Raw genomic sequence first — 15,930 nt, 5'->3', positions numbered from 1 at the left:
GTATTGGGTTTTAATTTCAAGGTTTTGGCATTCGATTATAGAGAAGAACTAAAGAAAATACCGCATCGGCCTGGAGTCTATCAATATTTTGACAAGAACGATGAACTTATCTATATCGGTAAAGCGAAGGACCTTCGCAACCGGGTGGGGTCGTATTTTGTCAATGAAAGCCAGCTAAACGGCAAGACCCGGGTGCTGGTGCGAAAGATCAACCGGATTTCATTTACTATCGTCGATACGGAAATTGATGCCTGGCTACTTGAAAACTCACTGATCAAGAAACATAAACCAAGGTATAATGTTCTACTGAAAGACGACAAAACATATCCGTGGATTGTCATTAAAAACGAGCCTTTTCCTCGAGTATTTTGGACGCGGCAATATGTGAAAGATGGGTCACGTTATTATGGGCCTTACCCTTCTGTCGGGATGATGCACATTGTACTCGATTTGATCCGCGAGCTTTTTCCGCTTCGAACATGCAATCTGGCGCTCACACAGGAGAATATCCGAAAGGGCAAGTTTAAGATCTGTCTCGAATATCAGATCGGTAATTGCAAAGGGCCCTGCGAAGGCTACCAGTCTGAAGATGACTATGATCAGAATCTGCGGGATATCAAGGATATTCTGAACGGCAAAATCGCTATCGTGACCAACCGCCTGAAAGAAAGCATTTCGGCTGCTGTGGTCGCATTGGATTTTGAGCGTGCGCAGGCAATCAAGGCTAAATTGGATAAGTTGGACAATTACCAAAGCAAGTCAACTGTGGTCAACTCCTCCATCACGAATGTAGATGTCTTTAGCATTGCCTCCGACGATGGTTACGCCTTTGTCAACTACCTAAAGGTGATGAACGGTGTCATTATTCAGACGCAGACCCTAGAAATGAGGCGACGATTGGATGAAACGGAGCAGGAACTGCTGTCGCTGGCCATCCCTGAAATTCGTGAACGCTTCAAGAGCCTGTCCCGGGAGATTATTGTGCCATTTGAGCTTGATATCGAGGAGAATGAGCGTATACGCTTTACCGTTCCCAAACTGGGAGAGAAAAAGAAACTTTTGGAATTGTCGCAGAAAAATGTGGTCTTTTTCCGGAAAGAACGCTTGCTACAATACGAAAAACTCAATCCTGATGTCAGGACAGAACGTATTTTAAAGCAAATGCAAAAGGATCTCCGAATGAACGTACTGCCGCAGCATATCGAGTGTTTTGATAACTCCAATATACAGGGAAATTATCCCGTGTCGGCCATCGTCGTGTTTAAAGATGCCAAGCCGTCCAAAAAGGATTATCGGCATTTTAATGTAAAAACTGTAGAAGGGCCCAACGATTTCGCGACGATGGAAGAAGCTGTATTTAGACGCTATAGGAGGTTGCTGGACGAAGGGCAGTCTCTGCCACAGTTGATTATCATCGACGGTGGTAAAGGCCAGCTGGGAGCAGCGCTCAAGAGCTTGCGCTTGCTCGGTATCGAACGACAGGTTACCGTGATCGGTATCGCAAAAAGACTGGAGGAACTATTCTATCCCGGCGATCAATATCCGCTCTATCTGGATAAGAAATCAGAGACCCTAAAAGTGATCCAGCATCTTCGCGATGAAGCCCACCGCTTTGGCATCACCTTTCATCGTAACCAGCGGAGCCGCAAGACCTTTGTATCCGAACTGGAGAACATCCCCGGTATTGGTAAGACAACAGTAGAAAAGCTGCTGAAGGAATTTAAATCGGTAAAAAAAGTCAAAGAGCTTTCAGACGAAGAGCTAAAAAAAGTGCTTAATCTTAAACAGATTAAAGCACTTCGTGACTACTTTTCAAAGTAAAGTCAAAGTTAAGAAAGCTACCCCTAGCTCTGCACTAATTAGTCGTCATAGCCGAAACGTTTGAGGTAGTTCTTTTTGCTTCTCCAGTCGGGGATGACTTTGACAAACAATTCCAGGAATACTTTGCCTCCAATAAACTCTTCAATGTCCTGGCGAGCATAAGTGCCGACTTTTTTGATCATGGCTCCGCCTTTGCCTATAATAATATTCTTTTGGGAATCGCGTTCGACGATAATTTCTGCGGCGATACGGGTGATGTTTGCTTCCTCTTTATACGATGTAACAATTACTTCCGTGCTGTACGGGATTTCTTTGTCGTACAGTTTGAATACCTTTTCACGGATCATTTCGGAGACAAAGAAGCGCATCGATTTATCAGTCAGCTCGTCTTTTTCGTAGTATGCTTCATGCACTGGCAATTTATCCTTGATGTACTGCATGACAGCAGATACGTTATGGTTCAGTTTTGCGGATATGGCAAAGATGGTGTCGGGATTCAGTTTTTCCTGCCAGAATTCAATTTTAGCTTTTACCTCCTCTTCGGAAGATTTATCGATTTTATTGATGAGAACAGCGACGGGCGAGTTTGTTTTGCGTAATTTTTCCAAAACGTCGTTCTCGTCATATTTTTCATGGATATCCGTCACAAATAAAATAATGTCTGCATCAATAAGTGATCCTTGAACAAAATTCATCATGGATTCCTGTAGCGAGTAGTTTGGTTTGATGACACCCGGAGTATCCGAAAAGACAATCTGATGGTCTTCATCATTTACAATACCGATAATGCGGTGTCTTGTCGTTTGCGCTTTAGGGGTGATGATGGACATCTTTTCACCTACTAAAGCGTTCATTAGGGTGGACTTACCAGCATTTGGCTTTCCGATGATACTTACGAATCCTGCTTTATGTGACATTTTTCTAAATTTTATTAGGATTACAAAGAAACAAAATATATCTTTGTACTCCAATTCGAAGGGATCATAATCTTGTTTTTTCAAAAGAAAAGGCAATTTTGTTCAAAAAATATATTGCGGGGTGGAGCAGTTGGTAGCTCGTCGGGCTCATAACCCGAAGGTCACTAGTTCGAGTCTGGTCCCCGCTACTAAATGAAAAAGCCGAGGTGCCACCTTGGCTTTTTGTTTTTAAATATCCTCGTACCTTTTCTATATGAGGATCAGTTTAACGCCCCTCCTTATTGTTTGTCAATATAGATCGTTCAAAGCGACTTCATTTCAGCGTATACGTGGACCGAAATGCATGTTTTGATAAACCGGCTATGTTTAGTTGCAAATGTAGTTTATGCAATCGTTTGTGTAATTGGCGCAATCGATTTCGTTATGTGTGCATTTTGATAAGCCTGTATCTTCTTATAGCTTTAGCATTCATGTACCTAAATTTTGATTAGCATGCTAATCAATGTTTAAACTAACTATTAAATATTATGATTTCAAAGATTCTCGGCAATCACAGGTTGAGTCTGTTATCGTTAGCTTTACTTATCACAAGTACACATGGCGAAGCTAACGCTAATGGTCTTAGATTTGCAAGCCACAATGTTCTGTCGAATAAAGATGTTTTTCAGCAGAAAGTCACCGGAAAAGTGCAGTCAGCAGACGGCCCTCTGGCGGGTGCGACTATTAGTGTGCGTGGTACTTCACGCTCTACATCCGCGGGGATGGATGGGAGCTTTAGCATTGAAGCCAAAAACGGAGATGTACTGGTCGTCAACAGTATTGGATATAAAGGCCAAGAAGTGACTGTGACAAGTCCAGTTATCAATATTAATCTTGTTCTTGATGATGAGGCGCTTGATGAAGTCGTTGTAACAGGATATTCGCGTCAAAAGAAAACAGAAGTTTCAGCTTCTGTTGTTTCTATCGATCAAAAAACATTAAAGGATGTAAAATCACCTAATGTTTCCACTTTATTACAAAGTAAAATTGCCGGGGTTGACGTTGTTTCTGGTTCGGGTAGACCTGGTTCAAATGCTAATATTCGAGTTAGGGGACGAAATTCAATCAATTCAAATATTAGTCCACTATGGGTTGTTGACGGTGTAATTATGCACGGAACACCAAATATAAATCCAAATGATATCGAAACAGTTTCGGTATTGAAAGATGCTGCAGCAACGACACAGTATGGCTCAAGGGGAGCTAGTGGTGTCATTGTTGTTACGACTAAAAGAGCATTAAAACCTGGTGAACATCTCTTTGCATTTAACTTATCTTCTGGAGCTGCAAAATTCAATCCTGGGAAATTTAAGGTAATGAATTCTCAACAAATGTGGGATTTATACCAATCATTTAACAATCAAGAAGCGATACCGAATAATGTAACTTCAGATGTTTTGAAGACTAATTATGACTGGTTAGCGAATGGCACTCAAAGTGGAGCAATAAATGATTTTAGTGCAAACTATTTGGGGAAGACGGAAGAAACATCAATTTATGCAAGTGGAAACTATTACGATGAAAAAGGATCTGTAAAAGGGTACGATTATAATAGACTTACCGGGAGATTGAATATTGAACATAAATTGACGAAGAATCTAACCTTTAAGCCAAGGATAAATGCTTCTTATACTAGTTATGAGGATCGTCAACATTCGCTCTATGATATGTATCTGAATATGCCTTGGGATACTCCTTTTAATGCAGATGGCTCATTGATAAATCCTAAAGTGGGTGATGTATTGTGGTATGGTAGGGATAATAATAATTATTTGTATGATTTACAGTATAATTATGGAGAAGGACAAACATTCGATATACAATCAAATTTAGATTTTTCTTTGAAAATCTCAGATCGGTTTACATTTGAATCAATGAATAGTTTGGCTTATTACAATCAAACTACGATGTCATATACGGATCCTAAATCAAATTCTGGTTTAGAGAATAAAGGCTCTGTATCTCAATTTGCCGACAAACGTATTACGAGATTTTTTAACCAAATGTTAAAATATAAAGAAAATTTTGGTAAACATGAGGTTTCAGCGCTTGCTGCGTATGAATATTCTGATTATGTGTACACCAGCGTTGGGGCTTCAGGTAAAGGTATATCCGGGGGATCAACGATAGTTGATAATGCGGCCAATTTCTTGTCACAATCAGGTACAAAAAATGATTATGCATTCCAATCTGGTCTTGTCCAAGTAAATTATAAATATGATGAGCGTTATAATTTCCAGGGTTCATATCGATTGGATGGTGCTTCACGCTTTGGGGCTGATAATCGTTATGGTGGTTTCTTCGCAGTGAGTGGAGCTTGGAATATTTATAAAGAGAATTTCTTTAATGTCGATCAGATCAATTTATTGCGGTTGAGAGCCTCATATGGAGAAGTCGGCAATACACCTACCTCACTTTACGCATCATATTCGCTTTATGGATTGAATGGGCAGTATAATGGTGCGCCAGCAGCTATTCCTAACCAATATAATAATAGAAATGTAAGCTGGGAAAAATCGAGAGATGTCAATTTAGGATTGGAATTAGGCCTGTTTAATCGAATAGATTTAACTGTCGATGCTTATAATAAAAATACGGATGGTCTATTGTCTTATGTTAAATTTCCTGCGACTGCAGGATGGGATGGCTATTGGTATAACATTGGCTCTATCAATAATAAAGGCTTAGAGCTGGCAGTGAATGCTCGGGTACTTGATCCACAAAGTCCATTACAGTGGAATATTGGTGCCAATTGGGCTGCAAATAAAAATCGAATCAAAAATCTAAAAGATGGTGTTGATGTGCCAGCTGGAAATAAGCGTTACTCAGAAGGACGTGATATTGACTCTTGGTATATGCGTCATTGGGCTGGTGTTAATCAAAATAATGGTGCGCCATTATGGGAGGTTGTAAACCCTGAGACTGGTGAAGTTTCAACCACTTCAGACTATAATAAAGCAACTTTACAATTTGTGGGTACTTCAACACCTAAATACCAGGGCGGTATAAACACAAGTTTCCTATATAAAGGGATATCATTGACAGCGACATTCTCTTATTTGCACGGTGCTTATGCCTACAATGGAGGTCGTGAATTATTTGATTCAGATGGGGCATATCCGTCATATAATCAGATGATTTTAGCAGATGGATGGTCAAGATGGTCGCCGACTAATGCTAATGCAACACATCCGATAGCTTCCTATAATAATAATAGCGCTTCTAATAAGACATCATCTAGATATTTGGAGGATGCATCTTTCTTTAGGTTAAGAAACGTGACATTGGCTTATGATTTTAATCCACAATTATTAAGTAAACTTAAGTTGAAAAGTGTGAACGTTTTTATTGCTGCAGATAATTTATGGTTGTCAACTAAATTTACAGGACTTGATCCCGAGGCGGCCTTATTTGGAGATTCGACTTCCCAATATCCATCTCCAAAGCGTGTTACAGCAGGTGTTAATTTCACATTCTAAATTCAATCACATGAAAAATAAACTTTTATATTCATCAATTATATTTTTTTTATTGAGCTCCTGTTCGCTCAATAAAGAACCTTATACAGATTTGACCAATGAGTCTATAACAAATACCGAAGGAGCGGTCGACGCATTAAACCTTGGGAATTATCATACGTTGAAAAGCTGGGTGGAGAATTGGCATCGCGTCACTGAATATCCTTCCGACGAGGTGTCGTTGAGTGGGGTTACTACTGATGCTTTTTTTTATAATTATAACTATAACCGTATTGTTAATAATGGTCGTGTAAATAGTTATTGGGAAAATTCATACAAAATTATTGCAGGAACGAATAATATCTTAGGTCAATTAGAGGAAGGGACTTCAGATACAAACGATCAGATTATCGCTGAAAATCTATATTTACGAAGCTTAATGTATTTTTATTTAGCCAATGTTTTTGGACGTCCTTATAATCAAAATCCAGATGTAAATTTAGCTGTTCCGCTTAAACTTAATGACGACCCTTTTGAAGTATTGCCTCGTAATACAGTAAAAGAGGTATATCAACAAATCGTATCTGATTTGTTAAAGGCAGAGACACTTTTTAAGTCATATAAAGGGAATATATATGCAAGTTTATATTCCGCACAAGCTTTATTAGCACGTGTGTATCTGTTTATGGGTGAAAATGAAAAGGCGATAAGTTATGCTGATAAAGTAATTAATTCAGGTAAGTTTACACTATTGTCAAGAGATAAATATACGGATATTGCGAAAGCAGCGCCGGAAAATAATCCGGAGACTATTTTTGCAATCAAGTTTTTGAAAGATGTTGACTATTCTGATAATGGATGGTATACAATAGGATCTATGTATGCAACGATCAATGGTGCTGGTTGGGGGGAAATGTATGCGTCAAGATCCTATTTAGAAGAGATCCGTAAATATCCGGAGGATATTCGTTACAGTTTTGTTGAGCCGGTTGTTTCTAACAACAATGAACTACATGCCTATTATGTAAATGATAATTACAAATACGGTAGCGTCATTGTTAAACGAGAAGGTTCGGATTATACATATACTTCTGATGGCAATAAAAATAAATTAATTAAAGAGTCGAATGGTGCCGGTTCGTTTCAATATTTTATCGAAATTGCAGGCAAAAAAAGAACAGTGTTGATTGATAAAAAATTAGAAGATCGGAATGGCTATCTGAAATATTTTATTCTTAAATGTTCGGGACAGGAAGGTCAAGGCCATCTTTGGTCCCCAGTAATATCTAGACTGGCTGAAATATATTTAATACGTGCCGAAGCAAATGCAAAATTAGGGCGTATACAGTCATCCTTGGATGATGTGAATGTCATTCGAAAAAGAGCTGGGATTCCGACGACTGGATTATGGACTACTGCTAATCTTGGTGAAAAATCTGTACTTGATGTTGTATTAACTGAACGTAAGCTTGAACTTGCTTGGGAAGGGCATAGGAAGTTCGATGTATTTAGAAATGGATATACTTTGGATAGGAAATACCCTGGTACACACATCTCAAATTCAAATTCTTTTTTAACGGTCGATGCGAAATCAAATGAAGTCATTGATTATATTCCGGAGCAACAAATCACATTAACAAATGGTGTTTTAAAACAAAATCCGTGATTATTGCTGGTTAATCATAAACGAAAGGCATTACTTCTGAGGAGGTAATGCTTTTTTTGTTTTATCCTATATAATCCCTTTTGAATCTGTATCTTTGTACCCTTAACTGTAATTTAGCATAAAAGTGCCGTCTGCTGTGAGAGCGGGCGGATCAAATACATTAAATATGGCAAATATTGTTGCAATTGTCGGGCGTCCGAATGTAGGTAAATCTACTTTATTTAATCGCCTGACAGAAAGTAGAAAAGCGATTGTTGATGACTTTAGCGGTGTGACCCGCGACCGTCATTATGAAACAGCCGAGTGGATCGGAAAAAAATTTACAGTCATCGACACCGGTGGTTTTGTACATGGTTCGGATGATATCTTCGAAGAAGCTATCCGCGACCAAGTGTACATTGCTATTGAAGAGGCTTCTGTCGTATTATTCATGGTGGATGTGACCACTGGTATCACCGACTTAGATGATGAGATTGCGGATATCCTCAGAAGAAGTTCTAAACCTGTCTATGTAGTGGCCAATAAAGTGGACCACGCTAAATTGCACCATGAATCGGCCGAATTCTACGCGTTCGGATTAGGGGAAGTATTTAATATCTCAGCTGCCACAGGTTCGGGGACGGGTGAATTATTAGATGCTGTAGTGTCGCACTTCGAAGAGGAGCAAAAGGAGGAAGAAAGCCTGCCTAAATACACCATCGTCGGCCGTCCAAATGTGGGTAAATCGTCATTGACCAACGCACTGATCGGCAAGGACCGGAATATTGTAACTCCTATGGCCGGCACTACCCGCGATTCTATCCGCATTCATTATAACCAGTATGGCCACAACTTCCTGCTGATCGACACCGCTGGCCTTCGCCGCAAATCCAAAGTGAATGAGGACATCGAGTTTTACTCTGTCATGCGCACAATAAAAGCATTGGAAGATTCTGATGTCACGATCCTGATGTTGGACGCACAGGATGGACTGGAGGCACAGGATGTTAATATTTTCAATCTCGCTGAAAAAAACAGGAAGGGAATCGTCATCGTAGTCAACAAATGGGATTTGATCCAGAAGGATAATAAGACGATGAAAGCCTTTGAAGACCGTATCCGTGAAAAAATTGCCCCATTTACGGATGTCCCTATTGTCTTTACTTCGGTGACCGAAAAACAGCGTGTGCTGAAGGTCTTGGAAGTTGCAGATAAGGTCTACGCCAACAAAACCAAAAAGATTCCGACATCAAAACTAAACGAGGTGATGCTGGATATTATTGAGCATTACCCACCGCCCTCCCTGAAAGGAAAATATATCAAAATTAAATACGTTACGCAGCTTCCGGGACGCACACCGATGTTTGCGTTTTTCTGTAATCTGCCACAGTATATCAAAGATCCGTACAAACGCTTTATCGAAAATAAATTACGCGAAAACTTTGACTTTACAGGTGTGCCTATTCAAATATATTTCAGACAAAAATAGATTTCCCAAGAGCTTTAAGAAAAATGGACCATAATCTCTTCTTATATAATACGCTTTCAAGAACAAAAGAAAAATTCGAACCGATCCATCCCAATCTTGTGGGGATGTATGTCTGCGGACCTACTGTTTACAGCGATGTACATCTGGGCAACTGTCGTACGTTTGTATCTTTTGATTTGATTTTTAGGTATCTGCGTCACCTGGGATATAAGGTGCGTTATGTACGCAACATTACTGATGCAGGACATTTGGAGGGCGATCGTGACGAAGGAGATGATAAATTTGCAAAAAAGGCCAAATTGGAACAGCTGGAGCCCATGGAAATCGTGCAGAAGTATACCATCGGTTTTCATGATGTGTTGCGTCTTTTCAACACCTTGCCGCCCAGCATTGAGCCTACAGCTACTGGACATATTTCTGAGCAGATCGAAATGATCCAGCAGATTATCGCTAATGGGTACGCCTACGAAGTCAATGGGACCGTCTACTTTGACGTTGAGAAGTATGTTCAGCAGTATGATTATACAATCTTGACCAACCGCAAATTGGAAGATATGCTAAACAATACCCGCGAATTGAGCGGTCAGGATGAGAAAAAAGGACGCTTGGATTTTGCCCTTTGGATCAAAGCTAAGCCCGAAACTATTATGCGCTGGCCTGCGCCATGGAGTGTAGGGTTTCCGGGCTGGCATATCGAGTGTTCGGCCATGAGCCGCAAATACCTCGGTGACCAGTTTGATATTCATGGTGGGGGAATGGATCTGGCTGCAACACATCATACCAATGAAATCGCGCAATCCGAGGCATGTAACAATACAAGTCCCGCAAAATACTGGATGCATACCAATATGCTGACCGTCAATGGCGCGCGGATGTCCAAGTCTGCCGGCAACGGATTCTTGCCGGGTGAATTGTTTACAGGTAACCACCCTTTGTTAAACAGAGGCTATTCACCAATGGCCGTGCGCTTCTTTATGCTGCAGGCACATTACCGTAGCACATTGGACTTCTCCAATGAAGCTCTGGATGCAGCGGACAAAGGCTATAAACGGTTAATGACAGCGATGGGCCTCCTTGATAAGCTGAAGGTATCCAAGGGAACTGATTCATTCAATCTGGACGAAATCCGCAATAAATGTTATGCCGCGATGGACGATGACTTCAATAGTCCGGTACTTATTGCAGAGCTATTTGAAGTCGTACGTCTGATCAATTCCATTTATGATGGCAAAGCGAAGGTATCGGAGGAAGGACTTGAAAAACTCAAAATTTTCATGAAAGAGTTTGTTGAAGATATCCTCGGATTGCGGAATGATCAGGCCTCAGGTACCGATGATATCGATGATGTGATGAACCTGGTGATTAAACTTCGAAACGAAGCCAAAGCCAACAAGGACTTTGTCACATCGGATCGGATTCGCGATGAACTCAGTGCAATTGGTATTCAGTTGAAAGATAGCAAGGAAGGCACACTTTGGAATAAGATTTGATAGATAAAAAATCGAATTTAAAACAAACTAATTGGAATATCCATAGGTCGGTGACATCATCGTTTCCAGAAGTCAATGGATATTCCGTAAAGCCTTCGCCGGCAAACTGAGTATAACACGTTCATTTTATGTCGATGAAAATGAACATTTATAAATAATCATTTGTATATGAATTTTTGGAACAGGTTATCCGTTGTTGCATTGATGAGTACGGTCGGTACAACATTGTATGCGCAGATACCCGAAAAAGTTGGAAGTTTGATACAGGCGGATAAAGACGCCGCAGCATTGGCTAAAGCAACCACACCACATCAGGCGTTTTTGTCGATTATCGATAAAGAATCTACATTCTATGTTCCCTCCGCGGTAAACGCATTCAATTACCTTAATAATAGACCCAATATTCCAGATGTCATAGACTGGGCGCCGACATTTGCATTGGTTGCGAAGAGTCAGGAGTTTGGCGTCACTTCAGGATCGATGGACTTTCAAAAAGTTGGAGCACGGTTGCGACACGGAGAATACCTCACTGTTTGGAAGCGCAATAAAAAAGGGAAATGGCTTGTCGATATCCGTGCTGAAGTAGAAAATAACGGCAACGACAACAACTTTGATCTTGAATATATCGAACCAACAGATTCCTGGTATTTAAAACATCGTTCTAAAGTAAGGCTTAATCAACGGGAAGATATTGTCATGGAAACCGATAAGCTGATGTCTACTGTGCTCAAGGCCGATAATGCCACGGCCTATAAGGAGTTTTTAAGTGAGGACGTTCGGTTTCTTTTCCCCTGGACAAGTCCGTTAGAGGGTAAGGATAAAATGATGGCATATTTAAAGAAGCAGCGTATGACGATCGAAACAGTGCCGGAAGAGGTGAAACGTTCGTATAGTGGGGACTTTGCCTACACCAAAGGAACGGCAACTGTTCGGCAAAAAGATAAGGTGGTCAAATATAATTATATACGGGTGTGGCAATTGAGTGAGCTGGCAAAAGATGACGTAAAAAAGGCCAACTGGAACATCCTGATAGAAATGATGTTTGAGAGGTAAGACAAAAAAAAGACTTGAATGATCCATTCAAGTCTTTTTTTTGTCTTACCTTACTTCTTCCATTTTTTTAGTTCGTCGCAGTTCCCAAAGTCCTCGCTGATTTCAATGAAGGTGCTTTTCGCTTTATCATCAAACCACTTGCTGAGATTCCGGTTAATTTTATCTTGCCGGGCTGCTTCCTTGATCTTGGTGAAGTCCTGATCCAGATTGGCTTTATGCGGTGGGATACGTGTCTTGAGGTAATTGAAACGGTAGCCTACATCCCCTGTTTTGTCAGTGAATTGTTCCGGTTTCGAATATTCGCCGGGTTTCAGCGGATCAATCGCTGTAAAGACAGCCTTTTCGAGCCCGTCCATCGGAATTAAGGTTGTACGGTTGGATCCCTGTGGATTGAGGACCATACCGCCGTTGAATTTGCTCTCTTCGGCATCTGAGAAGTTGGTCGCAGCGTTATAAAAATCTAATTTCTTATCTACGACAAGTTTATAAATACTGTCCAATTTATTCTTTGTTCGCTCCAATGCTGCAGCGCCTGGATTGATCTTCATTAAGATATGGCGGCTATGTACCTCTTCGCCCCGTCTTTCTAATACCTGGATGATATGAAAGCCAAATTTCGATTCGACGACAGGCGATATTTCTCCCGGTTTTAATTTAAACGCCATCGCCGAAAACTCTTTTACATAATTGTCGCGGGTACCAAAGCCCAAGTCGCCACCGTATGGAGCAGATCCCGGATCCTGTGAGTACAACCGGGCCATTGTCCCAAAATCCGAACCGTCGACAATTTGTTTACGGATGTTTTCTATTTTTTCCCGTTGTTCTTTTTTCTCTTCGTCAGTCAATTTAGGCATTAGGACGATTTCACCAATTTCTACCTCAGTGTTAAAATAAGGTAAACTGTCCGGATTCAATCCTTCGAAATAGCGCTTTACCTCCAATGGCGTGACATCCACCTTGGATACGATATTTTGCTGCATTTTATTTGCTTTCAGCTGTTCGAAGACACTTGCCCGCATTTCTTCTTTATATTGTAATAACGACCGGTTGAGAAACTTCTCAAGACGTTCCTGGCCGCCTGCCTGTTGCGACATATGCCGCAGACGGGCATTCAGGTTATCATCGACCTCTGTTTCGGTCACATCGATGGAGTCAATTACAGCCTGTTGTGAAAGTAGCTTCTGAATGATTAGCTGCTCGAGCACCCCACATTTAAATGTTTCGTTGGGCTTATTTCCCTGCGCTAGCCACTGTGCATACTGCATGTCTACATCCGACTGTAGGATAATTCCTGAGCCCACAGTTGCAACTACCCGGTCAATAACTTGTCCCCTTTGCGCAAAGTTGGCCTGAATGGAAACAAACAGCAACAAAAACAATATATATATGTTTTTTTTCATCTAAATTATTTAAAATCAACCTTTCGATTACGTCGTTCCATATGGTGAAATTTTGAACAACAGCACAAAATTATCAGATTATATGAATTATTCGTATTTTTATTTAACAATATTTTTATAATCTCGGTATTTCAGATGGAGATTGATGACTTGTTAATATTGATTCGCTAAAATACGCATTTGCCTATTAGCAAGGGCGGTTTTAACCTAATTTAACAAGTTTATTGACGATATTGCGGGCAGACGAAATGATATAAAAAGCAATGCGCAGGTAACGGTTTATTGAAGCCGTTAAAACAAGTAATATGGATAAATAATTTGAACAGATGAAAAAAGCTTTTATTTACTTAATGACTATACTTCCCTTGACTACATTAGCCCAGCAGATACCCATGTTTGTCGGAACCTATACCAATAGGACCGAAAGCAAAGGGATCTATGTTTACAATTTCGACACAAAAACGGGAGAAGCCTCGTTGCTTAGCACACAGGAAAGCAAAGACCCCTCGTTTTTGGCACGTTATAATAATTTTGTTTACGCGGCCAATGAACTCCCGGGCGAGGAGGGGACGGTATCAGCCTATTCATTTAAGGATGGAAAGCTGACCCTGCTAAATTCACTTCCTTCAGGTGGTGAATCACCCTGTTTTGTCGAGGTGCACCCGAAAGGCAGCTTATTGGCGGTGGCTAATTATTCCGGTGGTTCGGCAGCTTTGTTTGATCTAGAGAGCAATGGTGTGTTAAGCAAAAGAAGCCGTCTCATCCAGCATGAGGGTAAGGGTGTGGATCCGGTGCGCCAGGAAAAGCCGCATGTGCATTCTGCTTTTTTTTCGAAAAAGGGCGATAGACTATTTCTTCAGGATCTCGGTTTAGATCAGATCTCTGTATTCTCTATCAGCAAATCAGGAAATACGTTTAGTGCAGCCGAAGAGTCAGAGGACTTCTTTACACCGGCTGGTGGCGGGCCGCGCCATATTGCTTTTGATAAAAAAGAGAAATATCTCTATGCAATATTAGAAATGACGGGCCAGATTGCATCCTATAAAAAAGAAGGCAATGATTGGATGTACCAAAATACCTATGACATAAATTCCGAAGGTTTCCGTGGACAAAATGGTGGGGCAGACATCAAAACCTCTCCTGATGGCAAGTTCTTGTACGCGACAAATAGGGGGGATGCCAATACCATTGCCACATTTGCAATAGGAAAAGATGGTGAATTAAAGAAGCTCGCCAATACATCCGTCAAAGGCAAGGGACCACGCAATTTTAACTTTTCGCCAGATGGAAATTTTGTTCTGGTGGCCAATCAAAATACCAACAATATTGTGTTATTCAGCCGTGACGCGAAAACAGGGCTGCTGACCGATACTGGTAAGGAAATTAGTGTTCCGGCGCCTGTATGTATACTATTTTAGTCCACTCGGGCTCGGCTCATAAAACGATATCAGGGCATCGAATTCAGTTTGGTACCCTGATACGGTTTTGAAGGTCAGTTTACCTCCGTTGGAGGCTAGCAGGAGCAATTAGAAGTCTTCTTTCCTGCAGTCCAGCTTGCCTTCCTTTTCAAGGTCGTTGAGCGTGGTTCCTTTCCAGGTTTTTACTCGTTGGATATAAGCGGCACGGCCGATCATATGCGCTGCTACAGGAGCGGTGAGGATAAGGAAAAAGCCAATTGCTATGGCTTTGGTGGTCACCGACACATCAGGGAAGGTCATGGCCGCGCAGATCAGTAATAACCCCACGCCGAGGGTTGCCGCCTTTACCGTAACCGAAAGACGTAAGTAAAAATCCGGCATCCGCAATATGCCGATTGATGCAAATAGAATGGCAAGGGCTCCTATGGTGCTTAGAATAGCTAATGTAATATCAATCATCGTTGTTTTGTTTTTCTAAGTAAAATGAAAAGGCTATCGTACCGAGAAAGGCGATCAGTGCCAGGATCATGGCGATATCCAAAAATACTTCCTGCGCACTGCGGATACTATAAACCGTGATAATACCAATTCCAATCGTGATGATGAGGTCCAGTGCGATGACACGGTCAAAGATCTGCGGACCTTTGTATAACCGGATAAATGCCAGAATGACCGACAATGTTAATATCGGAAGAATTACATAGTCGAAATAACTGTTTAAACTCATCGTAAGATTTCTAAAAGTCTTCGTTCAACATTGTTTTTGAGCGTGGAAACAAACTGCTCCTTGCTCTTCATATACATGACATGGATAAAAAGCGTTCTCTTGTCCTCGCTGACATCCAATATCAATGTGCCGGGGGTGAGTGAAATAAAGGTCGACAGCAGGTTGATTTCCAGATCGGTCTTCGCATCCATGGGGTATTTCACAATTGCCGGCTTCATAAAAAATTTGGGTGTTATGACGTCATAAGCAACCTGAGCATTGGCGACGATCATTTCCCACAGGAAAAAGAGTATAAAGCTGACGGTCTTTGGAACCCGAAAGAAATAGCGCTGGTCAGCTTCGTTTCTGTTCATGACCCAGAGGATGGCGAAACCAAGTAGGAAGCCGAACAGAAAATTGGTGTAATATAGGGATCCTGTAAGTGCTACCCAGATAAAGGACAGCATCAGATTCATTAAAAACTGTTTGATCAT

12 protein-coding genes and 1 tRNA gene are annotated in these 15,930 nt (G+C 41.0%); 8 read left to right on the top strand and 5 right to left on the bottom strand.

What is annotated here, in order from left to right; genetic code table 11:
• Window positions 1-24: 24 nt before the first annotated feature.
• Window positions 25-1,821 carry an excinuclease ABC subunit UvrC gene (uvrC, locus tag K7A41_RS13230; RefSeq protein ID WP_265714052.1) on the top strand — a complete coding sequence of 599 codons (1,797 nt, stop codon included), beginning with the start codon at window positions 25-27 and terminating at the stop codon, window positions 1,819-1,821.
• A 38-nt stretch (window positions 1,822-1,859) separates the two neighbouring features.
• On the opposite strand, the gene era is transcribed toward uvrC, so the two are convergent.
• On the bottom strand, window positions 1,860-2,738 hold the full coding sequence (gene era / locus K7A41_RS13225) for a GTPase Era (RefSeq protein WP_028072034.1): 879 nt from the start codon (window positions 2,736-2,738) through the stop codon (window positions 1,860-1,862).
• A 115-nt stretch (window positions 2,739-2,853) separates the two neighbouring features.
• Between era and K7A41_RS13220 the strand changes: the two genes are divergently transcribed.
• The 6 genes from K7A41_RS13220 (at window position 2,854) to K7A41_RS13195 (ending at window position 11,912) form a co-directional block, all read left to right on the top strand.
• Window positions 2,854-2,926 (top strand) — tRNA-Met (locus tag K7A41_RS13220).
• A 339-nt stretch (window positions 2,927-3,265) separates the two neighbouring features.
• A complete protein-coding gene (locus K7A41_RS13215) occupies window positions 3,266-6,256 on the top strand; it encodes a SusC/RagA family TonB-linked outer membrane protein (protein WP_265714051.1) in 2,991 nt (996 codons plus the stop codon).
• A gap of 10 nt (window positions 6,257-6,266) precedes the next feature.
• The gene (locus tag K7A41_RS13210) at window positions 6,267-7,901 is read left to right on the top strand and encodes a RagB/SusD family nutrient uptake outer membrane protein (RefSeq protein WP_028072036.1); all 1,635 of its coding nucleotides are present in this window, start codon (window positions 6,267-6,269) and stop codon (window positions 7,899-7,901) included.
• Window positions 7,902-8,067: 166 nt separating this feature from the next.
• The gene (gene der, locus K7A41_RS13205) at window positions 8,068-9,369 is read left to right on the top strand and encodes a ribosome biogenesis GTPase Der (protein ID WP_265714050.1); all 1,302 of its coding nucleotides are present in this window, start codon (window positions 8,068-8,070) and stop codon (window positions 9,367-9,369) included.
• A 23-nt stretch (window positions 9,370-9,392) separates the two neighbouring features.
• A complete protein-coding gene (cysS, locus tag K7A41_RS13200) occupies window positions 9,393-10,859 on the top strand; it encodes a cysteine--tRNA ligase (protein WP_265714049.1) in 1,467 nt (488 codons plus the stop codon).
• A 168-nt stretch (window positions 10,860-11,027) separates the two neighbouring features.
• A complete protein-coding gene (locus tag K7A41_RS13195; protein ID WP_265714048.1) occupies window positions 11,028-11,912 on the top strand; it encodes a DUF4440 domain-containing protein in 885 nt (294 codons plus the stop codon).
• A gap of 50 nt (window positions 11,913-11,962) precedes the next feature.
• On the opposite strand, the gene K7A41_RS13190 is transcribed toward K7A41_RS13195, so the two are convergent.
• On the bottom strand, window positions 11,963-13,312 hold the full coding sequence (locus K7A41_RS13190) for a peptidylprolyl isomerase (RefSeq protein ID WP_265714047.1): 1,350 nt from the start codon (window positions 13,310-13,312) through the stop codon (window positions 11,963-11,965).
• Between the two features lie 326 nt (window positions 13,313-13,638).
• On the opposite strand from K7A41_RS13190, the gene K7A41_RS13185 reads away from it, so the two are divergent.
• On the top strand, window positions 13,639-14,730 hold the full coding sequence (locus tag K7A41_RS13185) for a lactonase family protein (protein WP_265714046.1): 1,092 nt from the start codon (window positions 13,639-13,641) through the stop codon (window positions 14,728-14,730).
• A 108-nt stretch (window positions 14,731-14,838) separates the two neighbouring features.
• On the opposite strand, the gene mnhG is transcribed toward K7A41_RS13185, so the two are convergent.
• The 3 genes from mnhG to K7A41_RS13170 are packed head-to-tail and all read right to left on the bottom strand — an operon-like array spanning window position 14,839 to window position 15,930.
• The gene (gene mnhG / locus K7A41_RS13180; RefSeq protein ID WP_046671613.1) at window positions 14,839-15,189 is read right to left on the bottom strand and encodes a monovalent cation/H(+) antiporter subunit G; all 351 of its coding nucleotides are present in this window, start codon (window positions 15,187-15,189) and stop codon (window positions 14,839-14,841) included.
• A complete protein-coding gene (locus K7A41_RS13175; RefSeq protein ID WP_028072043.1) occupies window positions 15,182-15,457 on the bottom strand; it encodes a monovalent cation/H+ antiporter complex subunit F in 276 nt (91 codons plus the stop codon). Before K7A41_RS13175 ends, mnhG begins: the two co-directional genes overlap by 8 nt.
• Window positions 15,454-15,930, bottom strand: a complete 477-nt coding sequence (locus K7A41_RS13170) for a Na+/H+ antiporter subunit E (RefSeq protein WP_028072044.1) — start codon at window positions 15,928-15,930, stop codon at window positions 15,454-15,456. Before K7A41_RS13170 ends, K7A41_RS13175 begins: the two co-directional genes overlap by 4 nt.

The organism is Sphingobacterium sp. InxBP1, from assembly GCF_026191775.1.
Classification (GTDB): domain Bacteria; phylum Bacteroidota; class Bacteroidia; order Sphingobacteriales; family Sphingobacteriaceae; genus Sphingobacterium; species Sphingobacterium thalpophilum.
Note: the sequence above shows the minus strand (reverse complement) of the source record. Positions and strands in the feature narration are given on the sequence as shown.